Source organism: Micromonospora pisi, from assembly GCF_003633685.1.
In the GTDB taxonomy this organism is placed as follows: domain Bacteria; phylum Actinomycetota; class Actinomycetes; order Mycobacteriales; family Micromonosporaceae; genus Micromonospora_G; species Micromonospora_G pisi.
This window is the reverse complement of record NZ_RBKT01000001.1, coordinates 438,314-464,549: the sequence shown is the minus strand read 5'-3', so window position 1 is coordinate 464,549 and position 26,236 is coordinate 438,314. Positions and strand designations below refer to the sequence as shown.

Genomic DNA, 26,236 nt, shown 5'->3' with positions numbered 1-26,236 from the left:
TCGCTGTCAACGAATGCTCTGACCGGCTTCGATGCAGCTCCTAGTCGATGTCGTCACGGACCCTGGCGACCAGTTGGGTCGGGTTGACGAAACGCAGTGCGACGACCAGCAGCACCAGCATCATCGAGGTGTAGATGACCGCCATCGCGTCGACCGACTGCTGCGCCCGGATGCCGGCCGCCGACATCGAGTAGTACAGCGCCACCACCAGGGTCTGCGAGTCCGGGCCGGCGGTCAGGAAGGTCAGTTCGAACATCCCGACCGTGCGCACCAGGACCAGGATCGAGGCCGCGAGGATGCCCGGCGTCAGCAACGGCGCGAGGATCCGGACGAAAACCTGACCGGTACGGGCACCGCACATCCGCGCCGCCCGTTCGATCGCCGGATCGATCTGCTCGATGAACGGCGTCATGGTCAGGATCACGAACGGCACCGACGGCACCAGGTTGGCCAGCACCACACCGGAGAGGTGCCCGGCGAAGCCGTACTTGTAGAGCACCGTGGCGAGCGGGATGCCGTACGTGATCGGCGGCATCAGGATCGGCAGCAGGAAGAGCAGGTACAGCAGCCGTCTACCGGGAAACGTCCGGCGGGCGAGTGCGTACGCCGCCGGCACCCCGATCAGCACCGAGATGCCGACCACCAGCAGGGACACCTCCAGCGTCACCACCAGTACGGGCAACAGCCCGAACTCGCGCCAGGCGGTGCCGTACCAGTTGGTGGTGAAGCCCTGTGGCAACCAGGTGTCGAACCAGCGGGTGCCGAACGAGTTGACCAGCACCGAGCCGACGACACCGGCCAGGTTGACGAAGAAGAAGAGCACGGCACCCCAGACCAGCCAGGCCCCGGGACTGGCGACCCAACGTCGGCGGGTCGTGCGTCCGATCGCCGCCATCAGCCCTTCCCTCCCGCCGTCGAGCCGGTGTAGAGCAGCGACCGCCAGCCGAGCACAGCCGCGATGACCAGCAACTCGACCAGACCCATCAGCACCGCGATGGTCGCCGCCATCGGGTAGTCGTAGCGCAGGTAGGCCGCTTCGTACGCGGCGATCGAGATGACCCGGGTGTCGCCGGCCGGGTCACCGACCAGCACCGCCGACGGGAAGACACTGAACGCGAGCACGAAGGTCAGGCAGAACGTGGTCGCCAGCCCCGGTGCCAGCAGCGGCAGGGTGATCCGGCGGAACCGCTGCGCCCAACCGGCGCCGAGCGTCGCCGCCGCCCGCTCCAGCGCCGGATCGATCCCGGACAGGTACGAGAGCACCAGCAGGAACGCGAACGGGAAGCCGGTGATGACGAGGGAGAAGAAGACGCCCCAGTAGTTGTAGGTGAGCCGTACCGGCTCGTCGATCAGGCCGCTGCTGAGCAGTGTCCGGTTGAACCAGCCGGTCGGGCCGAGGAAGTTGAGCAGGCCCTGGGCGGTCAGCACCGTGCCCAGCGTGATCGGCACCACCAGCACCGCCGTCAGCAGCCGCTTTCCCCGGAACCGGCCGCGCATCCGGTACGCGATCGGCACCGACGCCGCCACGTTGAGCAACGCCGCCGGCAGCGACAGTCGCAACGTGGTCCAGATGGTGTCGCGCTGGTACGGGTCGGCGAAGAACTCGCGGTACGCCCCGAACGTTCCACCCCGGGTCGGTTGGAACGACAGCCCCACCCCGTAGAGGAACGGGTAGACGAAGAGCACCGCGACGAAGAGCGCCGCCGGGGCGAGCAGCAGGAGTTGCCGGTCGACGCCCCGCTCGGCGAGGCGGTGCCGCAGTGCCACCCGTACGGTCGACCCGCTGCCGGTCGGCGGCGGGGTCATGCCGGTACCGCTTTGTCGGCCGGGGTGGTCGCCCCGGGTGCCGAAGTCCCGCCGGACGGGGTTCCGTCGCCGGTCCGGGCGTCGTCCGTCGGGGGGTCGTCGGTCGGGAAGACCAGCAGACGGGCCGGGGCGACGACCAGTTCCACCCGCTCGCCGAGGACCGGACGCTGGGAGGTACGCAGGTTGAGCGCGAGCCCGCCCTCGGTCCGGGCCTCGACCGCCACCTCCCGACCCTGGTACTCGACCACCTCGACCGTGGCGAGCAGGCCGGTGCCCTGCACCTCCGCGATCCGCAGGTCCTCGGGGCGTACGGCGGCGATCACCGGGTCGCCGGGGCGCACCGGGCCGACCGGGGTGCCGACCAGTCGCAGCCCCTCGCCCTCCACCACGATCTGGGAGCTGGCGTGCCGTTGCGTGGCGCGCAGCGGCAGCAGGTTGCGGTAGCCCATGAAGTCGGCGACGTGCCGGTTCGCCGGGCGGGTGTGCAACTCCTCCGGCGGGCCGATCTGCTGGACCCGGCCGTCGCGCAGCACCACCAACCGGTCGGCGAGCGACAGCGCCTCCTCCTGGTCGTGGGTGACGTACACCGTGGTCAGGCCGAGCGACTGGTGCAGCCGCCGGATCTCGGTCCGCATCTCCAGCCGCAGTTTCGCGTCCAGATTGGACAGTGGCTCGTCCATCAGCACCAGCGCGGGTTCCAGCACCACCGCGCGGGCGATCGCCACCCGCTGCTGCTGGCCACCGGAGAGCTGGCCGGGCAGTTTGCCGGCGTGCTCCTCCAGGCGTACCAGTTGGATCGCCTCTTCGGTCCGGCGCCGGACCTCGGCCCGGGGCAGCCGGCGCATCTGTAGCCCGAAGGCGATGTTGCGCCGGACCGTCAGGTGCGGGAAGAGGGCGTAGTTCTGGAAAACCATGCCGAAACCGCGCCGCTCCGGTGGCAGGGTGTCCAGCCGGGTTTCGTCGGTCCAGATGCTGCCCCGGGTCAACGGCAGCAGCCCGGCGAGGCAGTTCAGCGCGGTCGACTTGCCGCAGCCGGACGGTCCGAGCAGGGCGATGAACTCGCCCCGCTCGATGGTCAGGTCCAGTCCGACCAGGGCGTGGTGACCGCCGAAGCTGCGTGAGACGCCGTCGAGCCGCAGCCGGGTGAAGGTCACTTGCCCACCTTCGCGCCGCCGATCTCGCGGTCCCACCGGCTGAACGCCTCGACCAGTGCCTTCGCGCCGAGCGGAACCTCGACCGGGTGATCCGCGATGAGTTGCTCGTACTCGGGCCGGCCGTACTGCTCGATCGCCTTCCGGCTCGCCTCCGGGGCCATCGCCAGGGTCACGTCCTTGACCGCCGGTCCGGGATAGAAGTAGCCGTTGTCGTACGCCTTGGCCTGCTGGTTGGGGGTGAGCATCCAGTCGAGCAGGGCGAGCACGGCCGCCTGCTTGTCGGTCGACACCCCCTTGGGTACGACCGCGTAGTGGGCGTCGGCGACCCAGTGGAACCCGTCCAGGGTGCCGATCTTCGCCTCGGCCGGCACGGTGCCGAGCACCCTCGGGTTGATGTCCCAGCCGGTGGTGCTGACGATGATCTTCGCCGAGCCGTTGGCCAGGTTCTTCATCGTCTCGCTGGTGCCCGAGGGGTAGATGCTGACGTGCCGGTTCAGCTCGGCGAGATAGGCCCAGGTCTTCTCCCAGCCACGGACCGGATCCTTGGGATCGGTGTCGCCGAGCAGGTACGGCAGCCCCATCAGGAAGGTGCGGCCGGGTCCGGAGTTCGACGGCCGGGCGTACTGCACCGTACCCGGGTTCGCCTGGGCGTACGTCAACAGCTCGGCGGCGGTCTTCGGCGGGTTCGGCACCTTCGACGGCAGGTATTCGATCAGGGGGCCGGAGGGATAGTAGGTGACCGTCACCCCGAAGTCCCCGGCGAGCTGCTGCATCGCCGCCGCGCCCGGCAGGTAGTTCGCCATGCCCGGTAGCCGGTTGGCGTACGCCGGCAGTAGCGGTGTCCAGAGCTGCTGTTCGATGCCGGCGGCCAGACCGTCCACGCCGGTCAGCACCAGGTCGAGGTCGACCCGGTTCGCCCCCTGCTGGGCTTTGATCTTGCCGACCAGCTCCGGTGCCGGCGACTTCGAGTACGTCACCTTCGACACCACGTTCGGGTTCTTCGCCACGAACTCGTCGATCATGCCCTGGGTGAGCTGGAGGTTGCCGGCGACGTCGAGCACGTTCAGGACGACCGGGGATGCGGGCCTGTCGGGCACCGTGCCGCCGGTCGCCTGTGGAGCCGCCGGCTGTGGCGCGGCACAGGCGGTGAGCAGGCAGGCGGTGGCCAGCGCGGCGACGGCGAGTCGGCGCCGGTGCCGGCGCGCAGTGGTGGAGACGAGGGCGGGCGGGACGTTGGAACTTCTCATTTCGCGCTCTCCGTGCCTGGAGGGGATGGGCAGGGTGCAGCTCGGGCGAAATTTATCGGAAGCGTTCCGGAAAGGAAATCTAAACACTTCAACTTCTCGGGTCAAGACCGAGTTTTCCGAAAGAGTCCGTATCCGCAGGTGGCGACGGGTGCCCACTGATGCCGCACGGGTCGCGGGTCCGCCGAGGCGGTGGCGCTAGTCCTGTGCGGAGCGTGACCGAGAATTTCGGACTCCCAGGTGGACGCCCTCGGCTGGCTCATCCCTTCGCGCCTGTCGTAGCCGGTGGCGGGAATCACTGTCGTCGGATGTGGACCTGAACAGTTGAAGAGGTCTTCAATTGCACGCCGCGCCCACCTGCACCACACCGGCGCGCTGGTGAGACCTGAACCGGCAACGGACTGAGCAGCGGCCACCGGGGCGCGGTCACGCCCCGGCGAGCGCCACCACCAGGCCACGCAACTCGTAGCCGGAGATGTCCTTCTTCATGCTTACCCGGGGCGCCGTCACCATGTGCAGGCCGTTCAGCGAGAAAAGGCGGGTCAGGAAGATGTCCGCCTCCTGGATGGCGATGTACGCGCCGGGACACTTGTGTGGGCCGTCGCCGAAGGAGAGCCCGGCCGCGCCCGTCCCGTCGCTGAGCGGCCGGCCCGGACAGACCGCCAGCGGGTCGTCACCCACCGCCCCGGGGTCGACGTTGGCCACGCTGACCGCGATGTCGACGAGTTCACCGGCGGGAATGGTGACCACACCGCCCGCGTCCGGTACCTCCACCGCGCCGGTCGTACGCCGCCTCAGGTTGCCCACCACGGGTTCGAGCCGCAGCAGCTCGTGCAGCACCGCGATCCGGGCCGGCTCGTCACCGCTGCGGTAGCGCGTCAGCAACACGTCGTCCGTGAACAGGTGCCAGGCGGCCAGGTTGATGAACTCACGGGTGGTGACCATGCCGGCGGCGGCGAAGGTCAGGCACTCGCCGAGTATCTCGCCATCGCTGCACCCCTCGTCGATCAGGTGGGAGATGAGGTCGTCACGTCGGGACCGTCGTCGGGCCCGGACCGCCGGCCGTACGTCACCGAGGTAGACGGCGAGCCAGGCGAAGTTCTGCCGGAAGATCCCACCGATCGCCTTCGGACTGCCGAAACCGGGCTTGGCGAACTCGTCCGGGAAGAACCGTTCCAACCGGCGGTCGAGCCCGGGACGGCTGTCGGTCAACCCCACCACCGCCGCCGCCACCTCGATCGCGAGGCGGAAGCTCAGCTGAGACAGCTCCGCCCTGTGGTCCCGTCGCAGCTGCGCGATCTGCGCCTCGCTGACCCGTACCATCAGGTCCCGGTAGTGTTCGCCCACTCGGCGCGGTGTGAAGAAGCGGGCGGTCTGCCGGCGGTCCTCGCGATGTTCGGGTCCGTCGCGGTAGAGGATGGGTCGGCGGATTTTCGGGCTGAGCTTCTCGACCGTCTCGACCCCCAACCCGGCCTGGCGGGTGTCGGTGCTGCGCAACACCGCCCGCCCGGCCGCGTGGCCGCGAACCCGCCACACCCCGTCTTCGTCGCGCCAGACCGGGCAGCCGACCTCCGTCGCACCCCGGTCGATCTTGCGTGCACCGCTGTCCGAGTCGGCCACCGGCAGGTTCGACATCAGGACCTCCCCAGCTGAACCCGGATCGCCCCGCTCCCGGTCAGGATAAGGCGTGGAACAGATCCACAGGGGAGTCGATCGGATCCCCGGCAGTCCCTGCCACCGGCGCCGGCCCGGACGGTCCGGTCAGCCGACGGCGCGGGCGAGTACGTCGGCCACAGCGGCCCGCGCGGGATCCGGGTTCGCCCAACTCCAGTTGGGGTGGGCCCGGTTGGTGAGCAGGGCCAGGACAAGTTTCCGGTCCGGGTCGACGACCAGGGACGGGCCCGCGAAGCCGGTGTGGCCGAAGGTACGGGCACCGGAGAGCCGACCCATGAACCAGGGTTGGTCGAGTACGACACCGAGCCCGTGCGCGGACGTGCGGTTGGGGCGCTCCGGGTCGACCGCGGGCTTGCCTGCGTTGGCGTTGGTCAGCATCTTCCGCACCGTGGCCTCGGCAAGGACGCGCCTGCCCTGGTAGGTGCCGCCGGCCAGGAGCATCTGCCCGATCGCGGCGAGGTCGGCCGCACTGGCGAAGATGCCGGCGTGCCCGGCGACCCCGCCGAGATGGTTCGCCACGTCGTCGTGGACGGTTCCGCGCAGCAGACCCCGGGAGGAGCGCGCGTCGGTGGCAACCAGTCGGGTGCTCTTCGCACCGGCGGAGAGCCATCCGTTCGGGGTGAAGCCGGTGTCACGCAGGCCGAGCGGGCTGGTCAGATTCGACTTGAGCGCCGCGTCGAGGCGCTGCCCGGTGACCTTCTCCACGATCTTTCCGGCGACCATCAGCCCGACGCTGGAGTAGCGGAAGGTGCCACCGGCGGTGGCACCGGAGACCATCGGGGTGGCCAGGACCGCCTTCCAGCGGGCCGTGTTGTCGGGCAGGCCGGTGACCTTCGCCCCGACCGGCAGACCGCCGGTGTGGGTGAGCAGCATCGCGACCGTGATCGTGTCCTTGCCCGCGCCGGTGAACTCGGGCAGGTATTCGACCACCGGGGCGTCCAGGTCGACACGTCCCTTGTCGACCTGTTGCAGCAGCAGGATCGCGGTGTAGACCTTGGTCACCGAGGCGAGGTCGAAGATCGAGTCCGGGCGCATGGGCACCCGCTGCCCGGCCGGCAGTAGCTTCGGGCCGGCACCGTAGCGCAGGGCCTCGCCGACGGCGGTGTGGACGGTGGTCCTGCCGTCGACGACCACGAGAGCGACCGCGCCAGGGAATCCGCTGTGCTGCGCGGTCTGCGGGGTCGCTGGTAGGTGGCGCTGGAGGACCTTGCTGACGTCGGCCGCGTACGGTGCCTGGTCCGCCGGGGCGGGGGCACCACCCGGGCCGGCACCGGGGGGCGCGGAGGCACCAGGTGAGCCGGTCGGCGCCGAACCGAGTTGGGCGGTGTTGCCGGCCGCGTCGGTCGCGACCCCGGACGGGCCGGGGGTGCCGTTGCCGCCCGGGGCACCGTCAGCACCGTCGGCCCTGGCGCAACCGGTGATGGTCGCCGTGGCGGCGGCGAGGCCGGCTCCGAGCAACGTACGACGAGCGACAGGCATGACGGCGATGATGACACCGCCGGACGTTGGGCGCAGCCGGCCGACCGGGCAGTTCACCGGCGGCTTCCGGTCGTCAGGCGAGCAGGCGGACGGCCTCCTCGCCCCGCCCGTCGGCATGTGCGGCGAGCACCTCGGCGAACAGGTCGGCGGGGACGATGCGTACACCCAACTCCTCGGCCTTGGCCGCCTTGGAGCCGGCGCCCGCACCGACCACCACCAGGTCGGTGCGCTTGGAGACCGAGCCCGAGGACTTGCCGCCGAGCCGTTCGACCGCCTCGTTGCCCTCGTTGCGGGACAGGCCGGGCACCGAACCGGTGACCACCACCGTCATCGGGGTGCCGTCGGGTCGTCGCAGCGGCAGCGGCGCACCCACCACCGGGTCCGGTCCGGTGCTGGTGTCGACGCTCGGGCCGGGCACGACCCGGGCCGGTAGGCCGGGCTCGATCATGTTGACACCCCGGGCCACCAGCTTGTCGATCACCGGGCTGAGGTCGAGCAGTTCCGCGGCGATGGTGACCGCCCGCTCCGGGCCCACCCCCTCGACCTCCTGGAGCTGCTCGACGTCGGCCTGACGCAGCGCCGCCATCTCGCCGAAGTGCCGGGCCAACCGGCGGGACATGGAGCGTCCGGTCATCCGTACACCGAGTCCGGTCAGCACCCGCGACAGCGGCTGTGCCTTGGAACGCTCGATGTTCGCCACCAGCTTGGTCGCCGAGGTTTCGCCCATCCGCTCCAGCTTCGCCAGGGTCGCCACGTCGAGGTCGTAGAGGTCGGCCGGGTCGGTCACCAGCCCGGCCGCGACCACCGCGTTGATGATCTTGTCGCCGACCCCCTCGATGTCCATGGAGTCGCGGGCGGCGAAGTAGGCCAGGGACTCGGCGGCGCCGCAGGCCCGGCCCAGCGTGCATCGCCACCGCTTCTGCGACCGGTCGATCTCGCCACCGCAGCGGGGGCAGAGCGCCGGTGGCTCGAACGGCACCGAGTCGGCCGGCCGCTCGTCGAGCTTGGCCCCGGTCACCTCGGGGATCACCTCGCCGGCCCGCCGTACGAACACCGTGTCGCCCGCGCGTACATTGCGCCGGACCAGGTCCTCGAAGTTGTGCAGCGTCGCCGAGGTGACCACCACCCCACCGACCTGCACCGGAGCCAGCACCGCGACCGGGGTGATCAGCCCGGTCCGGCCGACCTGCACCTCGATCCGGAGCAGGGTGGTGGTGCGGGTGTCGGCCGGGAACTTGTAGGCGATGCCCCAGCGCGGCGCCCGGCTGGAGAACCCGGCCAGCTCCCGGTCCGCCGAGGCGTCCGCCTTGATCACCGCACCGTCGACGGCGAACCCGAGCTGACCGCGCTGCGCGTTGAGCGCCTCGACGGCCGCGAGCGCCTCCTCGACCGTGGCGCAGACCGGCATCCCGGCCGGCGATCCCGCCGTGGTGGCGACACCGAGGGTGCCGACGTACGTCATCTCGGCGGAGTGGCGCCCGGCCTGGTCCGGTGAGCCGCCGCCCAGAACGCCGTACGCGTAGAACGAGAGCGGCACCTCGTACGCCCGGTCCTGGGCGCGCAGGCTCCCCGCCGCCGCGCTGCGCGGGTTGGCGAACGCCGGCTCGCCGTGACCGGTGCGCAGCTCGTTGGCACGCTCGAAGTCGGCGTCGGTCATGAAGACCTCGCCTCGGATCTCCAGCGTGACCGGTTCGGCCAGGAGCTGCGGCAACCCGACGACCAGGCGGGCCTGGGTGGTGACGTCCTCGCCCGCGCGCCCGTCGCCCCGGGTGGCGAGCTGGGTCAACCGGCCCTGTACGTACCGGGCGGAGACGGCCAGGCCGTCGATCTTCGGCTCGACCGTGAGCCCGTCGACCGGTCGGCCGAGCAGCTTCTCCAACCGGGCCGCCCAGCCGCGCAGTTCGTCCGCGCCGAAGACGTTGTCGAGGCTCAGCATCGGGGCGGTGTGCACGACGTCGCCGCCGATGTCGACACCGGCGGCGACCGATCCGGTCGGCGAGTCGGCGGTACGCCACTGCGGCCGCAGGGCCTCGGTGGCGCTCACCCGGGCCATCAACGCGTCGTAACTGGCGTCGTCCATGGTCACATCGGTGCCGGTGTAGTAGGCGACCGCGGCGGACCTGATCGCGTCGATCGCCGACCGGTACTCCTCGACGGCCTCGAAGGGCGCGGCCCGGCCGGCGTCGACCACCGGATCGACGGTGTCGATCAGCGCGGCCGTGTCGACCGGCTCGGCGGTGTCGATCGGCTCGGCCGTGTCGACCGGCTTGACGGTGTCGACCAGCGCGGCCGTGTGCTCGCCCCCGAAACCAGTCATCGGTGTGAACCCCATCCCGTATCGGCCGGGTCGGCTCCGCGCACCCCGGCTCGCACCAGCCACCCCGAACCCCGTGCGGGTCGCGGTGGAATCGGCGGCCAGCCTAAGACCCGGGTACGACAGCCCCGCCGACGCTCCGGTCACGGCACCAGATGGACCCGGACCCGTCTGGCCGCCACCGCCGCCTCCTCGAGCACGACCAGCCGTGGCTCGGCGGATTCGAGCAGGTGCGGGTCACGCAGCGGCACCAGCGCGGCCAGGCGCCGGTCGGTCAGGATCGTGTCGACCATCGACCTGTCTCCGCCACAGACCAGGGCACGGATCGTCTCGTCCGGATCGGTGGGCGCCCCCGGCCGGTACGGCAGCAGGACCCGGGCGGCGATCTCAGTTGCCCGTTCGGTGGCCGCCTGGGCCTGGTTGGCACGCCGCCGCGCGAAACGTTGCTGGGACGAGCCGCCGGCCGCGGTGCGGCCCTGCACGTAGAAGCGTTCGACCTTCGAGCCGGTCACAGACGTACCGTCAACCACACCGACGGCGGCGGCACCCTTCCGCGCCAGCAGCACGGCGATCCGTGGCGGTCGGACCAGACCGGCCAGCAGCGCGTCGACATCCTCGACGCCGGTCAGCCCGGGCGGCGGACACAGCGTGGCCGTGTCACCGTTGCTCGTTCCCGTCAGCACCAGGCCCTGTTCGGTGGCGCCATGGTGCCGTTGGTAGAAACCGTCGAGCCAGCCACGGAACCGTTCCGGCGAGACCTCCACCCAGCGTCCGCCCCCGGCGGCCGGCCGCGCCCTCGCCACGTGCGTCCCGCTGGTCGAGACCGGCCGGCCGGTACCTGACATGCCCACCCCCACATTGTCGGCGACGCCAGACCATTCAGCGCGGCGCCAGGCGGTCGAGCTGGTCGAGGATCGACGGGTCGGTGATCCGGTCGTCCTCGGCGAGCAGGAGTACCTTGCTCAGCACCACGCCCGTCAGGTCGTCCTCGTCCGCGAACGGCAGGAACAGGCGCCGGTGCCCCGTACGGCCGAACGACGCCGGCACGACGCAGAGGTAACCACCCGGCTCGACGTGGATGCTCCCGCTGTTCAGGTGCACCCGGTACGTCGCCCGGGAGCCCCGCACCACCGCCGACGACCCGTCGACGGTGACCCGGTCCAGCCCGAGGTCGCCGATGAGCGCGCCGAGCAGTTGCGCCCGGCTCGCCGCGTGGGCGGGGGAGTGGTACGCCCCCGTGCCCGTTCCGGCGACCGACACCACGAGATCCAGGTCGCGCATGACCTCGGAGAAGAGCACCGGCGCCACCTCGACCAGGGGCACCGCCGAGCCGGCCGCCAGGAACCGGACCTCGCCGACGGTCACGTCGCCCTGCCCGAAGTAGCCACCGAAGTCGCACCGTACGGCCGCGGTGATCCGGTCGTCGAGCCGCCGGGTGAGCTGCTCGTCGTCGTACCGGTCGTGGATCGCCCAGCCCCGTCCGGCGAGGAGTGGGACGGCGACCCGGCCGCTGACCCGCTGGCCCGCGAACCGGCTGGACCGGTCACCGGCGGCGTGTTCCGCCGGCGTCGGCACGTACAGTTCGCGGAACGCCTGTTTGACCGGCTGCCGGATCCGACGTCCGACGATCTCGGCCTGCCAGCGGGCGAGCAACCCCCGCTCGTACAGCGTGGACGGGTGCACCGCCGTGACCGGGCCGTCCCGGTCGACCTGGTCCAGCAGACCGATCGTGTCCGCCCGGTCCCGCCAGATCAGCGCGGGCAGCAGTGCCGCCCCGGACGGCAGCCGCGACAGCCGTGCCAACTCGTCCGGGTCGAGGCTGCCCTCGGTGGCGACGAGCCGTTCGATCAGGCCGGTACGCATCCGCCGGGCCTGGTCGCGGAGGCGTTCCTGGTGTGCCCGGATCTCGGCGTAGCGGGGATCGGCGCGGACGGCCGGCGGTACGGACCTGAGCCGCTTCCCGGCGTCGTTGCTGACCGCGATCTGCGGATCGGCACCGTCCAGCCGCAGCGCCACCTGGTAGCCGTCGAGTCGCCACCCGGTCGGTGTCTCCTCGGCGAGCCCGGCCTCGCAGTCCCATTCGAGATGGTCGGCGTTGCGCAAACCCGCGACCTGGGCCAGGTGTGCGAGGGCGACGCCGATCGCGGCGGCGTGGCTCTGCCGGCGGTTCGGGCCGAACCTGGCACCGTTGCGGGCCGACTCACGCAGCGCCAGATAGCGGTCCAGCACGCTCTCGTCCGGCTCCAGCGGAAGCAGACCGTACGCGGCGATGCCCTGGAGCGCGTTGTTCCGGAACCGTTTGAGCAGGGCCACCCGGTTCCAGCCCAGTGCGGCGGAGACGATCTCGCTCGGACACATCGCGAGCAGTTCGCGGGCATTGCGCTCACCGGCCGCCTCGGCGGCGGAGAGGATCTCGGCCCGCTCGTGCCGGATCACCGGCGCGTCGGCGAGGCGGAGGATCAGGCGCAGCAACGGTGCCGCACTGGCGAGCCCGAACAGCGGCAACAGTGTCTCGGCGTCACCGGCCGGAAGTCGCAGGTCGAAAGCTGCCCGCCACCGCTCGGGCGGTTCGTCGCGCAGGAGTTCGAGTAGCGACTTCCGCTCGATGTCGGTCAGCTCCGCCGCTCCCAGGTGCACGGCGACCCGTTCGTCGCCCTGCCAGGCCAGTGCCCGCCGGACGAACCGCAGGCCACGCGGAACCCGCATCTTCGGCAGGTCGCGCCAGCCGGCCGGCTCTCCGGGCGCGGTCATCCGCCAGAGCATCTCGTCCACGTGGTCGTGTACGACCGCCGCGCAGGCCGCCGGCTCCGTAGCCGCGTCCGGGTCGTCGGAGTCGCCGGCGATCGCGCGACCGAGGTAGGGGTCCTCGGTGAACGCGTACTCGACCAGCGCGGCGTCGAGGGAGTCGGCGGCGTGCAGTGCGTCGAGCATCCGGGCGGTTTCGACCCGCTCGATCCGTCCGATCCGGGTCCACACCAGCAACCGCAGCAGGCGTACGTCGCCGCTGTCGACGGCCCGCTCGACCAGCGCGGCCAGCGGTGGTTTCGGCCAGTCCGGCCGATCCACCAGCGCGCCGACCAGCTTCGCGCGCTGTCGGCTCGGCCACGGTGCGTCCAGCACCTCCGCCGGATCGGTCGGGTGCTGGACCGGGAAGGCCCGGTCGAAGAGGTCGTCGAACGCCTCGATGATGTCGTCGATGTTGCGGGTCAGATGCCCGCCGGTGCGGCTGATCGCGTCGGCCCGTTCGATCTGCCGGTGGACCAGTTCGGCGAAGGCGGTCAGGCCGGCGCTGTCACCGTTCGCGGCCATCGCCCGTCCCTCTGCGACCAGGCGCAGCAGCGCGTCCCGTTCGCTCCGGACCGCCTCGACGTACATCTCCGGAATCTCCGGCACGGTCAGCCTCCTACCAGCGGGGTCAGGCGCAGGAACAGCACCGGTTCGCCGAGCCGCAGCACGATCTCCTCGTCCAGGCCACCGGCCTGGCGTCCACCCGCGAAGACCGCAAACGCGTGCCGTTCGTACGCGCGCTGCGCCCGGGTCACCTCCCGCTCGGCGTCCGGCACCGCCGACGACCGGACCACCCCGGACGCGGCCTGCCGTTCGATCTCGTCACGGGTGAGGTACTGGCGGTCGAGCGTCCGGCGGCAACGCGTGGCGTCCGCTCGTAACTCCCGAAGTTGCTCCTCGACCGCCCGCCGGATCAGTTCCCGCACCGTCGTACGGTCCCGCTCCAGCTCGACCAGCACGCTCGGCGCCGTGTCCTGGGCCGCGCCCGGCACCTTGCTGCGTACCTCGACCTCCCACACGGCGGCCACCGTACGACACGGCGCCGACATTCGACCGCCGACCGCCGACGAACCGATCCGGTCTCACCCGGAACGTCCGTCGGCGGTCGGCGGTCGCGTGGCTGACCGATGGTCAGCGGCTCAGCCGGCGGTAGCGGCGGACCGCCAGCGGCGCGAAGACCGTGATCAGCAGCACCGGCCAGACGATCGCCAGCAGCACCGGATGCTGGGCGACCAGCGAGTCGCCACCCATGCCGGGATTGCCGAACAAGTCACGGGCGGCGGCGACGGTGGCCGACAGCGGGTTCCAGACCGAGATCGCGCCGAGCCATCCCGGCATCAGCTCCGGTGCCACGAAGACGTTGGAGAGCGCGGTGAGCGGGAAGGCCAGCGGAAAGACGATCATGGAGACCTGGTCCGGATTCGGCACCATCAGCCCGAGCCAGATGCCGACCCAGGTCAGTGCCGTACGCAGCAGCAGGATGAGCGCCACCGCGAGCAGCGCGTCCACCACGCCGTTGCGCCACTGCCAGCCGACCAGCAGTCCGCAGACCACCAGGGTGGACATCTCCAGCAGGGCCCGGACCAGGTCGGCGGCACTACGTCCGGTCAGCAACGCGGACCGGCTCACCGGCAGCGAACGGAACCGGTCCACCACGCCCCGGCTGAGGTCGGTGGCGACGGCGGTGGCGGTCGCGCCGAGCCCGTACAGCATGGTCATCACGAATACCCCGGGCAGCAGGAACTCCCGGTAGTTGCCGCCACCGGGAACCGCCATGCCGCTGCCGAAGACGTACCCGAAGACCAGCACGAACATGATCGGGAGGGTGAAGTAGAGGACGATCTCCTCGGGGGCCCGGACCACGTGGGTCAGGTACCGCCGGGTCATCGTCAAGCCGTCCGCAACCGCCCAGCGGAGCCGGCCCAGCGGGGTCGAGGCCGCCGGCGGGGCAGCGAGGGTACGGTCAGCTCGGCGCGGTTGGAGTGTGGTCGTGATCATCCTGGCTAGCTCCGTTCCCGCTGGTACGAACCGGTGGCACCGTTCGTGGCGCCCACCCCGGTCACCGGGCCGCCGGTGAGGTGGAGAAACGCCTCGTCGAGCGTGGGCCGGCGCAGCCCGATGTCCTCGACCGTGATCCCCGCGTCCGCCAGGGATCGGATCACCTCGGCGAGGGCGGCGACCCGATCGGTGACCGGAGCGCTGAGCCGACGGGTCTCCACCTCCCGCTCCACGACCGCCCTACAGACCCGCCCGACGATGCCGGCGGCGGGTTCGAGCTCGGCGGCGTCGCGCACCACCAGCTCGAGGCGGTCGCCACCGATCTTCGACTTCAGGTCGTCGGAGGTCCCCTCGGCGACGACCCGCCCGGCGTTGATCACCGAGATCCGGTCGGCCAACTGGTCCGCCTCCTCCAGGTACTGCGTCGTCAGCAGCACGGTGGTCCCCTCCCGGACGAGCGTCCGTACGGCCTCCCACAGCTGGTTGCGGCTGCGCGGGTCGAGCCCTGTGGTCGGTTCGTCGAGGAAGAGCACCTGTGGCGTGACGACCAGGCTGGCGGCGAGGTCGAGCCGGCGGCGCATGCCACCGGAGTACGCGGCCAGCGACTTGCCGGCCGCGTCGGTCAGGCCGAACTGCTCCAGCAACTGGTCGGCTCGCCGCCGGGCGGCGCGTGGACCGAGGTGGTGTAGTCGGCCGAAGAGGGTCAGGTTCTGCCGCCCGCTGAGGACCTCGTCGACGGCGGCGTACTGCCCGGTCAGTCCGATCCGCTGCCGGACCTGTTCGGCCTGTCGGGCCACGTCGAAGCCGGCCACCCGGGCCTGCCCGCCGTCGAAGCGGAGCAGAGTGGAGAGAATGCGGACCGCCGTGGTCTTGCCGGCGCCGTTCGGCCCCAGCAGCCCGTGTACGGCACCGGCCGGCACGGTCAGGTCGAAGCCGTCGAGGGCCCACTTCGGGCCGTACCGCTTGCGGAGCCCGTCGGCGTACACCGCGGGTGGTGTCGTTGTCATGGGCCGAGCGTGCGACCCGTCGCTGACCGACCACGCACGATCGGCTGACGGCCACCCCGCACGAGTGTTAGGAAGGGGCCCTTCCTATACCGAAAGCGATAACAGGGGGCCCTTCCTTACCGGCGATGAGGTTGAGGGCCTGCGGGGTGGTGAGGGCGGCGCCTTGGGCGAAGGGCGGGTCGTAGGTGGCGGGGCCGAGCGTGGACCGGGTGCTCTCGGCCAGCCGGACCAGCTGGGCGGAGTTGGCGACGGTGGCGCCACGCAGCGCCGCCGTCACCGCGCCGAGCAGCAGCGCCGCCGGCTCCCGGTTTCCCCGGGCCAGTTCGAGTCGGACCAGTCCCTCGACCGCGTGGCCCAGCGGGGGCAGGCTGGGCATCCCGAGGGTGCTGGTCAGTGCCGCGCGGTACCAGTCGCGGGCGGCCGGGACGTCGTCGGACGCCTCGGCGATCCGGCCCAGTGCGACCAGTACGTCCAGGCGGGTGCCGGCGGCGCCGAACCACCCCTGGGGGCACTCCGCCAACGCGGCGTCGCAGAGCTCGCGGGCCTGGATCAGGTCGCCCCGGAGCCGGGCCACCTCGGCCAGGCCGAGCCGGGCGGCGGCCCGCATCTCCGGTGCGCCCGCCTGCCGGGCCAACTCGGCGGCCCGGCCGTAGTCGGCGTACGCGCCGGTCAGGTCGCCCGCGTGCACCCGTACGTCACCGCGAATGCGTAGCAGGTCGGACAGGTCCACGGTCGAGTCGAGTTCCTCGGCCAGTCGCAGGGCCTCGGCCATCGACGCCAGCGCGGTCGAATGATCACCCCGGCCGTCGGCCAGTTCGACCATGGAGGCCAGCGCCAGTACGGTCCCCCACCGGTCACCGAGTTCGCGGAATCCGTGCAGCGCGCGGGTCAGCTCGACTTCGGCGGCCGTGGGTTCGCCCTCGAACAGCAGGGTGACGCCGAGTCCGATCGAGGCCAGCGCCCGGGCCCACCCGTCGCCGCCGAGCATGCCGGCGTCCGCTTCGTTCATGGCGAGCACGATCTCGGTGGTGCCGTCCTCCGGCGGGCCGGAGGCCATGGCGGAGAGGAAGAGCAGGAACGGCTGTCGGGGTGGCCGCCCCAGGTCGCGCAGCAACCATTGCGCTGATCCCGGGCCGACCCTCGGCCCCGCGTCACGGGAGCCGTCGAGCGCGGCGTTGAGTCGGCAGAGGACGTACTCCTCGGCCAGGTCCGGGGGTGGCTGCGGGCCGAGCCGGCCGAGTAGTTCGCCGGCGAGTGCGGCGCCTTCGCCGCGTAGGCCTCGCAGCCACCAGTAGAAGGAGAGGGCGGAGACCAACCGCAGCGCGGTGGTCGGGTCGGTGGCATGGATGCTCCGCCGGAGCGCGGTGTGCAGGTTGTCCCGTTCGGCGTCGAGCTGCCGCAGCCACTCCACCTGTTCGGTCCGGCGCAGGTACGGGTCCGCGGTCCGGGCCAGGTCGAGGAAGTATTCCGCGTGTGCCTGGCGCAGTGACTTCTCCTCGCCCGCCTCGACCAGCCGCTGGGCGCCGTACGCGCGTATGGTGTCGAGCATCCGGTAGCGCCCGTCGCCGACCTCGACCAGTGATTTCTCCACCAGACTGGTGAGCACCTCGACCAGGTCGTGCCCGGGCAGTCCGCAGACGCCCTCGGCCGAGGCGAGGGTGGCTCCGCCGGTGAAGACGGTCAGCCGCTGGGCGAGCAGCCGCTCGGCGGGGTCGAGCAGGTCCCAGCTCCATTCCACGGCGGCCCGGAGCGTCTGGTGGCGGGGCAGGGCGGTCCGGCTGCCCCGGGAGAGCAGCCGGAACCGGTCGTCGAGCCGGGCGTCGATCTCCGCGACCGGTAGGGCCCGGAGCCGGGCGGCGGCCAGTTCGATCGCGAGTGGCAGGCCGTCGAGGGTGCGGCAGATCCGCAGCACCGCGTCGACGTTGCCGGCGTCGAGGCGGAAGTCCGGTGACACGTCGGTGGCCCGGTCGAGGAAGAGACGTACGGCCGGGTAGTCACCGGCCGCGTCGGGACCGCTTCGCTGCGGTGGCAGGGCCAGTCCGGAGATCGGGCAGAGCACTTCTCCGGTCAGCCGGAGCGGTTCCCGGCTGGTGGTGAGGATCCGCAGCCCGGGGCTGGTGCCGAGCAGCCGGCCGGCGAGGGTGGCCGATTCGGTGACCACGTGTTCACAGTTGTCCAGCACGAGTAGCAGCCGCCGGTCGGTCAGGGCGGCGACGAGCCGGTCGGCGGCGTCCTGGTGGTGGTCGGCCGGGGTCCGCAACCCGGCTTCGCGTACGCCGAGCGCGCTGAGGACGGCTTGGGCGACGTTCGCCCCTGGGAGCACCGGGGCCAGTTCGACGAAGCAGACGTCCAGTTCCTGCCGGCTGCTCGCCTCGATCGCGAGCCGGGTCTTGCCCGCGCCACCGGGACCGTGGAGCGTGACGAGCCGCGCCTCGCCGAGCAGCTTGCCGACCCGGCGAAGCTCCTCCTCCCGGCCGACGAAGCTGGTCAACTGGCCCGGTGGCCTGTTCCGGGGCGGTCCGGCCGGTGCGGTGGTGTCGTGGGCTGTCCGGGCCGGGACCGGTTCGTCCGTCGGGTGCGGATGGGGGAGCTCGCCGGCTCGGAGTATCGCCAGGTGCAGCGCGGCGAGTTCGGCGGACGGGTCGGTGCCGAGTTCGTCGGCGAGGGTGCGGCGGGTGTCCTCGTAGGCGGCGAGTGCCTCGGCGGTCCGGCCGGCGGTGTGCAGCGCCCGGATGAGTTGGCCGCGTAACCGTTCCCGCAGCGGATGGGTGGCGACCAGCTCGCGCAGTTCGCCGACGGGCGGCGCGGCTGTCGGCAGGCCGAGTTCCGCTTCGATCCGGTCTTCGAGGGCGGCGAGGCGTGCCTCTTCGAGCCGGGCGGCGAGGGCGCGGCCGGTGGGTGTGTCGGCGAGGTCGACCAGTGGCTGTCCCTGCCACAGGTCGAGGGCCTCGTGGAGCAGCGCCGCCGCGTCCTGCCGGTGGCCGGCGGCGAGCGCCCGGTGTCCGGCGGCGGCGAGCCGGGTGAACCGGTGCGCGTCGACCTGGTCGGGGTCCACGGCGAGTCGGTAGCCGGTCTGGTGGAACTCGACAAGTGGCGGGGTTCCGTCGTCGCCGGGCAGCGCCTGACGCAGCCGGGACACCTGTGACTGCAACGCGTTCGCGGCGCCTCGGGGCGGTTCGTCTCCGTAGAGACCGTCGATGAGTCGCGGTACGGGCACGACCCGCCCGGCGTCGACCAGGAGCAGCGCCAGGAGGGCGCGCAGCCGTGCGCCGCCGACGGGGAGGTGTCGCCCGTCGGGGAGGAGGACCCGGGTCGGACCCAGGATGCCGAACCGCATGGCGCCCATTGTCGCGCACCGGCACGCAGGTCAGGCCGGGTGTGTGAGCCGGCTTGCCGGCAAACCGCCTCGACGTCTATTTTTCACTGATTCTTTCCGGCTTCCTGTCTAAGGAGTGCGGCCTCGTGACCGAGTCCCCTCGGCCCTCCGTCCCGGCGTCCAGGATCGACCCGTCGGTCTCCCACTCGGCCCGGATCTGGAACTACTGGTTGGGTGGTAAGGACAACTTCCAGGTGGACCGGCAGATCGGCGACCAGTTCCAGGAGTTGTTCCCGGACATCGTGCCGATCGCGCGTGGGTCGCGGGAGTTCCTCTCCCGTGCGGTGACCTACCTGGCCCGCGAGGTGGGCATCCGTCAGTTCCTGGACATCGGCACCGGTCTGCCGACGGTGGAGAACACGCACGAGGTCGCCCAGCGGGTGGCCCCGGAGTGTCGGATCGTCTACGTCGACAACGATCCGATGGTGTTGTCGCACGCCCGCGCGTTGCTGGCCGGCACCCCGCAGGGGGTGACCGAGTACGTCGACGCGGACCTGCGCGACACCGACCGGATCCTGGAATCGGCGCGGCGGGCGACGTTGGATCTGGATCAGCCGGTGGGCCTGATGCTGATGAACATCCTCGGGCATGTCCCGGACGTCGACGAGGCCCGGTCGATCGTGGCCCGGTTGATGGGTGGGTTGCCCTCGGGCAGTCATCTCGTGGTCGCCGACGGCACGAACGTGGTCGACGGTGACGCGTTCGAGGCGGCGATCGGGGTGTGGAACGCGAGCGGTTCCCAGTCCTACCACCTCCGTACGCCGGACGAGATCGGTGGCTATTTCGACGGGCTGGAGCTGGTGGAGCCGGGTGTGGTGTCGTGCCCGCTGTGGCGGCCCGATCCGGCTGACCCGAGGCCGAGGCGTGCGGTGGACGAGTTCGGGGCGGTGGGTCGCAAACCATAGGCGTTCCGGGCGTCGGGCGTCCGGAGTGCCCGGACGCCCGCCTTCTCGATCTTGGGCAGATGCCACCTCACCTCCGCCGGAATGCGGGAGGGCGCCCAGGAGATCACGATCGACGCCAGGACCACCGTGAAGTGGTTCGCGGTCGACATCGCCGGCAACGTGGAGAACAACTACCAACCCGCCGGCACCCGGAACAACTACCGGACCCAGACGCTCTACGTACCCAAGTCGTAGCGCGTCGCGGCGTCAGGGTGGCCGTCGGCCCGTACGGCCGGCGGCCACCCGCCCGGTTCAGGCGTGCGACGCGGGTTGGTCGAGGATGGCGCTGAAACGCTCCTCGGCCAGGTCGAGCTGCTGGAAGATGTGCTGCTTCACCCGGGGCGACAGGGGAGTGTCCGGTCGGCCGATCAGTTCGCGGAAGACCGGCACCAGGGGCCGGTACTTGCGGGCCGACGAGGCGACCTTCGGACCGGTGGTGTGGATGACACCGACCCCGTTGTCGGTGAAGTCCGACATCTTGATCACCCGCGCCCACGGCTCACCGTCGAGGCTCGCCGCGACGTGCTCGCGGTACTGGACGTGCCGGTCCCGGTCGGCGGTGTAGTCCGGGTTGGTGACCGCCGCGACCAGCCGGGCGACCCGGGCGCCGAACCGCCGGGCGAGTTCGGCGAGGGCCGCCTCGGTCCGGTCGCCGCCCTCGGTCAGCGGGCCGGCCAGCTCCGCCGGATGGTCCTCGACCGCGTCGTGCAGCAGGCCGGCCACGATCACGTCGACGTCCTGTACGTCGTAGTGGTGCAGCATCCGGATGCTGACCCGCAGCAGGTGGTTCAGGTACGGCTCGCGGACCCGCCGGTCGGCCCGGTGCAGTTCGCTGGCGAGGTCGAGGGCGGCGGTGAGCCGGTCCCGGTCGGCGGTGGCGAACCGCTGGATCTCCAGTCGGAACCGTTCCCGTAGCCCGGCCTCCCCGTGGATCTCGGTGATCGCGTGCATCGGCATGGTGGCGAGGTACGCGGGAAGCTCCATCCGCTACTTATATCGGACGACCGCGAGATCAGTTCTGCCCGACCCGCGTCCGTACGGCCTCAAGAAACACCCGGATCAGTGCCGGGTCCTTCACTCCGCGCCGCACCTCCACACCGCTGGAGACGTCGACGCCCCAGGGTCGCAGGGCATCGATCGCGGCGCCGACGTTGTCCGGACGCAGACCACCGGCGAGCAGCCACCGCCCGGCGAGCGCGGCCCGGTCCAGCGTGTCCCAGTCCCAGGCGGCACCGGAGCCGGGCTGCGGTGAGTCGACGATCAGCAGGTCCTCACCGAGGGCGCCGGGGCGCAGTCCGGCCGCACCGCCGGGGGAGGTGCCCCGGATCAGCGGCAGGCCCAGCTCCCGTAGCGCGGTGTAGTGGGTGGCCGGCTCGTCGCCGTGCAGTTGGATCGCGCGTACGCCCGAGGCCGCCACGGCGGCCCGCACCACGTCGACCGGTTCGCCCCGGAACACCCCGACGGTCAGCACGTCGGTCGGCACCGCCTCGGCCAGTTCGCGGGCCTCGGCCGGTGTCACCTGGCGGGGGCTCGGGGTGAGCACGAATCCGATCGCGTCGGCGCCCGCGTCCACCGAGGCCGCGACGTCCGGGGCGGTCCGTAGCCCGCAGACCTTGACGAACATGCTGGTCCCGTCCCTCCGGCTCCGGACTGCTCGCGCTGCGGCGCCATTCTCCCGACCCCGGCGTACCGGGCGCGCCCCGGGTGGTCTCTCGCCCCGCATGTCCGGTATCCCACGCCCTGAGACGTACGCCTGTTGAGTGATGCAAGACTGTTACATCTTCTGCTTTATCCGAAAGATGCTCAACTGTACGTGCAGTCGTGTGCGAGATGTGACACGCGCGATATCCGGCCGCCCCGGTGCGGGTTTCCGGCGCTCCGGTTGCGTCTCCGGCTCGTGATGACTGTACGGTCGGTAGCGCGCGATTGGGGAGATCGATGAACGCTGCAGGAATCCGGCCGCGCGCCGAGGTTGCCCGCCTCGGCGTACGTTCGACCGGACCGGTCATGACCGTAAGGCCCGGCGACGCCGCGGTCAGCAACGGGGAGGTTGCCCACCGTGGGTAAGCGTTCGCGGCAAGGCGGTGGTCTGTCCCGGCGGCAGGCGCTCGCCTCCGGTGTGGTGGCGGCGGCAGGTCTGGCCGCGCTCGGCGCGGGGGTGGTGCTGCGTCAGCCCGACGCCGTCGACGGTTTCGCGGCGGCGAAGGACACCCCCAGCCCGACCCCGAGTCCCACCCCGGACTACTTCGCCGAGGCGAAGACCCGGATCGAGGCGTACGTCACCCAGACCGGCGGCCGGATCGCCATCGGGGTACGCGACCTGCTGACCACCACCGATCTCACGGTCGGCACCCGGCGGTTCCAGACCGCCAGCATCGTCAAGGTCGACATTCTCTCGTCGCTGCTGCTGCGCCTGCAGGACCAGGGCAAGCAGCTCACCGCCAGCGACCGGGAGCGGGCCCGGAAGATGATCGTGATCAGCGACAACGACTCCGCGACCGCCCTGTTCAACAAGATCGGCGGCGTCTCCGGGCTCACCGCCGCGAACAAGAAGCTCGGCCTGACCGAGACGAAGCCGGACGTGCACTGGGGCATGACCAGCACCACAGCCGCGGACCAGATCCGGCTGCTGGAGACGATCACCGCCGAGGACGGCCCACTCGAGGCGTCCAACCGCGAGCTGATCCTCGATCTGATGAGTCAGGTCGACTCCGAACAGCGGTGGGGGATCCCGGCGGCGGCGACCGCCGCGACCACCGACGTCTTCGTCAAGAACGGCTGGGTCCAGGACGACGCGAACAAGTTGCGTTGGCAGGTCAACAGCATCGGCCGCCTGGTCGAGCCGGGACACGACTGGCTCATCGCCGTCCTCTCCGACGACCACGTGAAGCAGACGGACGGGATCAAGCTGGTCGAGCAGGTGGCCAAGTACACCCTGGGTGAACTTCGTACGCTGCCCCCCGTCGCCCTTCCCTGACCGGCCCGGGTAGCTCACTCGTTCCGGGCCGGCGCCGCCGGCCCGGATGCGACCGGGGCCGGTCCACGGTCACCCTGGTCCGGCACACGGACCTCCGGTGCCGGCCCCGCCGGGTCACTTCGCTGACGGTGCAGCAGGAGGAAGAGACCACCGGCGAGCAGACCCCAGAACGCGGCCCCGAGACCGAGCACGGTGATTCCGGACGCGGTCACCACGAAGGTGACCACGGCGGCGGGGCGCCCGATCGGGTCGACGACCGCCCCGGCGACCGCGGCGCCGAGCGCTCCCAGCAGGGCGAGCCCGGCCACCGCCTCGACCAGCACCGGGGGTGAGAGCAGCACCAGCGCCGTGGCCAGTCCGGATCCCAGCCCGAGGACGAGATAGCTGGCGCCGCCGCTGACCGAGGCGATCCAGCGTCGCCGAGGGTCGGGGTGCGCGTCCGGCCCGGCGGCCAGGGCCGCGGTGATCGCCGCGAGGTTGACCGCGTGCCCGCCGAACGACGCGGCGGCGGTGCTGGCCAGCCCGGTGCCGACCAGGACCGATCGCAGCGTCGGTCGGTAGCCGAAACCGGCCAGCACCGCCATGCCGGGCACGTTCTGGGACGCCATCGTGACCAGGAAGAGCGGCAGGGCGAGGCTGACCGTCGCGGCCAGGGTCCAGGTGGGTGCGGTGACCTCGACGGTGGGGCGGAGGTTCGCACCGGCCAGGCCACCGGCCGGTGCGGTCAGCACGATCGCCACCACCGCCACCCCGAGCGCCGCCGGCACCGCCCACTGTCGGGCGAACCGGGTCAGCACCGCCCAGGTGACGATGATCGGAGCCGCCAGGAGCGGCACCTGCACCAGTGCGTGCACCGGGGCGACGCAGAGGTCGAAGAGCACCCCGGCGAGCATCGCGCTCGCCACCGGGGCGGGAATCGCCGCGATCGCGCGTCCGAGTGCGGGCACCAGGCCAGCGGCGATGATGAGCACGCCACAGAGCAGGAACGCGCCGACGGCGGCGGCGAAGCCCCCCTCGACGGCGCCGGTGGAGACCAGCAGGGCGGCACCCGGCGTGGACCAGGCGACGCTGATCGGCGTGCGGTGCCGTACACCGAGCCAGATCGCGGCCAGGCCCATCGCCACACAGAGGGCGAGCAGACCGGAGGCGGCCTGCCGCTGGTCGGCGCCGACCGCCCGCAGGCCGGCGAGGACCACCGTGAAGGTGCTGGCGAAGCCGACCAGGGCGGCCAGCACACCGGCCAGGACGGGTTGGAGCAGGCGGATCATCGGCCCTCCCAGGTGCGGCGTCGGTCGTTCCGTAAACGGAACGGCTCCGGGGGTATGGAGAATAGCGCCATGGACAAAACCGTGGCCGCGTCGGGCGGTCCCGGCGTGGGACGACGGCTGCGGGACCTGCGCGAGGCGCGGGGGCTCTCCCTTTCCGCGTTGGCCCGCCGCGCGGGCATCGGCAAGGCCACCCTCTCCGGGCTGGAGACGGGCACCCGCAACCCGACGCTGGAGACGCTCTACGCGGTCACCGCGCAACTCGGCGTACCCCTGGCTGCGGTCCTTGCCGAGCCGGCCGGCACGACCGACCCGGCGCCGCCGCCGGTCGTACGCGGCCGCGCGGTGATCGGCACACTGCTGCACGTGTTCGAGGAGGAGGCGGTCACGTACGAGCTGTTCAGGCTGCGTGTCCTGCCCGGTCCGGTGCAGGTCTCGCCGGCGCACCAGCGGGGCGTGACGGAGCACGTCACCGTCTTCTCCGGGGTGCTGCGGGCCGGTCCGCAGGAGGCGCCGCTGCTCGCCGGGGCGGGGGAGCACATCTCCTGGTGCTCGGACGTACCGCACAGCTACTCCGCCGCCGGGCCGGACGAGGTGCAGGCCAGCCTGCTGATCCGTTACCCGCGCCGACCCGGACCGTCCTGACCCCGGCCGGTTCCGCGTAGAGTTCCGGGGTCACCGGCGGAAAACACACGAGGTACGGAGCGGCAGCGCGCAATGACGGCGAGTGAGCAGAGTGAGGCCGGCGGGTCGGCGGCGGGAATCGACCCAGCGGAGCTGGAGACCTGCCTGCGCGTACTCGCCGAGGTGGACGCGCTGCCGGTGGACCATCCGGACGCGCTGCGGGTGCGACTGGCGACCGCCCGGATCTTCAAGAGCGTGAAGGAACGCCGCCGCAAGGAGCGTCAGGCCGCGGTGGCCGCCGCCGACCAGGCGGTGACCGCCGCCACCGCCACCGGAGCGCCCGGCCGGATCGACGACGAGACCAAGGGCCTGCCCCTGACGTCCTCGACCGAGGCTCCGCTCGCCGGCACCCTGCGCAAGCCCCGGGCCTGCTACATCTGCAAGGAGCGGTACGTCCACGTCGACGCCTTCTACCACCAGCTCTGCCCCGCCTGCGCGACGACCAACCGCAGCCGCCGCGACGCGCGTACGGACCTGACCGGTCGCCGGGCACTGCTCACCGGCGGCCGTGCCAAGATCGGCATGTACATCGCGTTGCGCCTGCTCCGGGACGGCGCCCACACCACCATCACCACCCGGTTCCCCAACGACGCGATCCGCCGTTTCTCCGCCATGCCGGACAGCGGCGAGTGGCTGCACCGGCTCCGGATCGTCGGCATCGACCTGCGGGATCCGGCTCAGGTGGTGGCGCTCGCCGACTCGGTCAGCGCGCAGGGGACACTGGACATTCTGATCAACAACGCGGCGCAGACGGTGCGCCGCTCGGCCGGCTCGTACGCCCAGCTCGCCGCGGCCGAGTCGGCACCGTTGCCGGCCGGGCCGCTGCCGGAGCTGGTCACCTTCGGGCACCACGGATCCGGCATGCCGGCGCTGGCTGCCGCGCTGCCGCAGCAGCGGCAGACACTCGCCCCACAGGAGCTCACCGCGCTCGCCCTGACCAGCGGATCCGCCTCCCTGGACCGGGTCGCGGCGGCGACCGCCATCGACGCCGGCGGCCTCGCCCCGGACCTGGACGCGGTGAACAGCTGGTCCCGGCGGGTGCACGAGGTCGACCCGGTCGAACTGCTCGAGGTGCAGTTGTGCAATGTCACCGCACCGTTCGTGCTGGTCAGCCGGCTACGTTCGGCGATGGCGGCGGCACCCGCGCGGCGCAAGTACGTGGTGAACGTGTCGGCCATGGAGGGTCAGTTCAGCCGGGGCTACAAGGGTGCCGGTCACCCGCACACCAACATGGCGAAGGCCGCGCTGAACATGCTGACCCGGACCAGCGCCGCCGACATGCTCGCCGACGGCATCCTGATGACCAGCGTGGACACTGGCTGGATCACCGACGAGCGGCCCCACCCGGTCAAGGCGCGGCTGCACGAAGAGGGTTTCCACGCCCCGCTCGACCTGGTCGACGGCGCGGCCCGGGTGTACGACCCGATCGTCCGGGGCGAACAGGGCGAGGACATCCACGGTTGCTTCCTGAAGGACTACGTCCCTTCGGCCTGGTGACCGGTCGAGCGGGGCGGCGGTGGGGCGACC

The 26,236-nt window shown here is 71.6% G+C and carries 21 protein-coding genes; 5 read left to right on the top strand and 16 right to left on the bottom strand.

Going from position 1 to position 26,236, the window contains the following annotated elements; genetic code table 11:
- Positions 1–40: 40 nt before the first annotated feature.
- From BDK92_RS01945 to BDK92_RS01885, 13 genes are all read right to left on the bottom strand, one after another.
- Positions 41–895: an ABC transporter permease gene (locus BDK92_RS01945; protein ID WP_121154029.1), complete on the bottom strand. Its 855-nt coding sequence runs from the start codon at positions 893–895 to the stop codon at positions 41–43.
- Positions 895–1,806, bottom strand: a complete 912-nt coding sequence (locus BDK92_RS01940) for an ABC transporter permease (RefSeq protein WP_121154027.1) — start codon at positions 1,804–1,806, stop codon at positions 895–897. The genes BDK92_RS01945 and BDK92_RS01940 overlap by 1 nt, the downstream gene beginning before the upstream one ends.
- The gene (locus tag BDK92_RS01935) at positions 1,803–2,960 is read right to left on the bottom strand and encodes an ABC transporter ATP-binding protein (protein ID WP_121154025.1); all 1,158 of its coding nucleotides are present in this window, start codon (positions 2,958–2,960) and stop codon (positions 1,803–1,805) included. Before BDK92_RS01935 ends, BDK92_RS01940 begins: the two co-directional genes overlap by 4 nt.
- The gene (locus tag BDK92_RS01930) at positions 2,957–4,207 is read right to left on the bottom strand and encodes an extracellular solute-binding protein (protein ID WP_121154023.1); all 1,251 of its coding nucleotides are present in this window, start codon (positions 4,205–4,207) and stop codon (positions 2,957–2,959) included. Before BDK92_RS01930 ends, BDK92_RS01935 begins: the two co-directional genes overlap by 4 nt.
- A 423-nt stretch (positions 4,208–4,630) precedes the next feature.
- Complete coding sequence (locus BDK92_RS01925; RefSeq protein ID WP_211349017.1) at positions 4,631–5,839, bottom strand: cytochrome P450; 1,209 nt, start codon at positions 5,837–5,839, stop codon at positions 4,631–4,633.
- Positions 5,840–5,965: 126 nt separating this feature from the next.
- Positions 5,966–7,357: a serine hydrolase domain-containing protein gene (locus tag BDK92_RS01920; protein ID WP_121161493.1), complete on the bottom strand. Its 1,392-nt coding sequence runs from the start codon at positions 7,355–7,357 to the stop codon at positions 5,966–5,968.
- A 73-nt stretch (positions 7,358–7,430) separates the two neighbouring features.
- A complete protein-coding gene (ligA, locus tag BDK92_RS01915) occupies positions 7,431–9,674 on the bottom strand; it encodes an NAD-dependent DNA ligase LigA (RefSeq protein ID WP_121161491.1) in 2,244 nt (747 codons plus the stop codon).
- A gap of 140 nt (positions 9,675–9,814) precedes the next feature.
- Positions 9,815–10,474: an acVLRF1 family peptidyl-tRNA hydrolase gene (locus tag BDK92_RS01910; protein ID WP_121161489.1), complete on the bottom strand. Its 660-nt coding sequence runs from the start codon at positions 10,472–10,474 to the stop codon at positions 9,815–9,817.
- 76 nt (positions 10,475–10,550) lie between these two features.
- A complete protein-coding gene (locus BDK92_RS01905; RefSeq protein WP_121154021.1) occupies positions 10,551–13,064 on the bottom strand; it encodes a DUF4132 domain-containing protein in 2,514 nt (837 codons plus the stop codon).
- Positions 13,065–13,066: 2 nt separating this feature from the next.
- Positions 13,067–13,477 carry a hypothetical protein gene (locus BDK92_RS01900; protein WP_147456879.1) on the bottom strand — a complete coding sequence of 137 codons (411 nt, stop codon included), beginning with the start codon at positions 13,475–13,477 and terminating at the stop codon, positions 13,067–13,069.
- Positions 13,478–13,589: 112 nt separating this feature from the next.
- Positions 13,590–14,345, bottom strand: a complete 756-nt coding sequence (locus tag BDK92_RS01895) for an ABC transporter permease (RefSeq protein ID WP_211349547.1) — start codon at positions 14,343–14,345, stop codon at positions 13,590–13,592.
- Positions 14,346–14,461: 116 nt separating this feature from the next.
- On the bottom strand, positions 14,462–15,463 hold the full coding sequence (locus BDK92_RS01890) for an ATP-binding cassette domain-containing protein (RefSeq protein WP_121154015.1): 1,002 nt from the start codon (positions 15,461–15,463) through the stop codon (positions 14,462–14,464).
- A 67-nt stretch (positions 15,464–15,530) separates the two neighbouring features.
- A complete protein-coding gene (locus BDK92_RS01885; protein ID WP_121154013.1) occupies positions 15,531–18,800 on the bottom strand; it encodes an AfsR/SARP family transcriptional regulator in 3,270 nt (1,089 codons plus the stop codon).
- Positions 18,801–18,925: 125 nt separating this feature from the next.
- Between BDK92_RS01885 and BDK92_RS01880 the strand changes: the two genes are divergently transcribed.
- Together BDK92_RS01880 and BDK92_RS38715 are read left to right on the top strand one after the other, a co-directional pair.
- Complete coding sequence (locus BDK92_RS01880) at positions 18,926–19,744, top strand: SAM-dependent methyltransferase (RefSeq protein WP_121154011.1); 819 nt, start codon at positions 18,926–18,928, stop codon at positions 19,742–19,744.
- Positions 19,745–19,825: 81 nt separating this feature from the next.
- Positions 19,826–19,978: a hypothetical protein gene (locus BDK92_RS38715; protein WP_170208451.1), complete on the top strand. Its 153-nt coding sequence runs from the start codon at positions 19,826–19,828 to the stop codon at positions 19,976–19,978.
- Between the two features lie 57 nt (positions 19,979–20,035).
- On the opposite strand, the gene BDK92_RS01875 is transcribed toward BDK92_RS38715, so the two are convergent.
- Both BDK92_RS01875 and BDK92_RS01870 read right to left on the bottom strand, forming a co-directional pair.
- Positions 20,036–20,767, bottom strand: coding sequence for an HD domain-containing protein (locus BDK92_RS01875; RefSeq protein WP_121154009.1), 732 nt, complete (start codon positions 20,765–20,767; stop codon positions 20,036–20,038).
- Between the two features lie 28 nt (positions 20,768–20,795).
- On the bottom strand, positions 20,796–21,407 hold the full coding sequence (locus tag BDK92_RS01870) for a phosphoribosylanthranilate isomerase (RefSeq protein ID WP_121154007.1): 612 nt from the start codon (positions 21,405–21,407) through the stop codon (positions 20,796–20,798).
- A 435-nt stretch (positions 21,408–21,842) separates the two neighbouring features.
- On the opposite strand from BDK92_RS01870, the gene BDK92_RS01865 reads away from it, so the two are divergent.
- Complete coding sequence (locus tag BDK92_RS01865) at positions 21,843–22,760, top strand: serine hydrolase (RefSeq protein ID WP_147456878.1); 918 nt, start codon at positions 21,843–21,845, stop codon at positions 22,758–22,760.
- A gap of 14 nt (positions 22,761–22,774) precedes the next feature.
- Here the strand turns inward: BDK92_RS01865 and BDK92_RS01860 are convergent, their stop codons facing one another.
- Positions 22,775–24,028 carry a benzoate/H(+) symporter BenE family transporter gene (locus BDK92_RS01860; RefSeq protein WP_121154003.1) on the bottom strand — a complete coding sequence of 418 codons (1,254 nt, stop codon included), beginning with the start codon at positions 24,026–24,028 and terminating at the stop codon, positions 22,775–22,777.
- Between the two features lie 69 nt (positions 24,029–24,097).
- Between BDK92_RS01860 and BDK92_RS01855 the strand changes: the two genes are divergently transcribed.
- Together BDK92_RS01855 and BDK92_RS01850 are read left to right on the top strand one after the other, a co-directional pair.
- Positions 24,098–24,670 (top strand): XRE family transcriptional regulator, encoded by a 573-nt coding sequence (locus tag BDK92_RS01855; protein ID WP_121154001.1) that lies wholly within the window; start codon positions 24,098–24,100, stop codon positions 24,668–24,670.
- A gap of 72 nt (positions 24,671–24,742) precedes the next feature.
- Positions 24,743–26,206 (top strand): SDR family oxidoreductase, encoded by a 1,464-nt coding sequence (locus BDK92_RS01850; protein ID WP_121153999.1) that lies wholly within the window; start codon positions 24,743–24,745, stop codon positions 26,204–26,206.
- Positions 26,207–26,236: the final 30 nt, after the last annotated feature.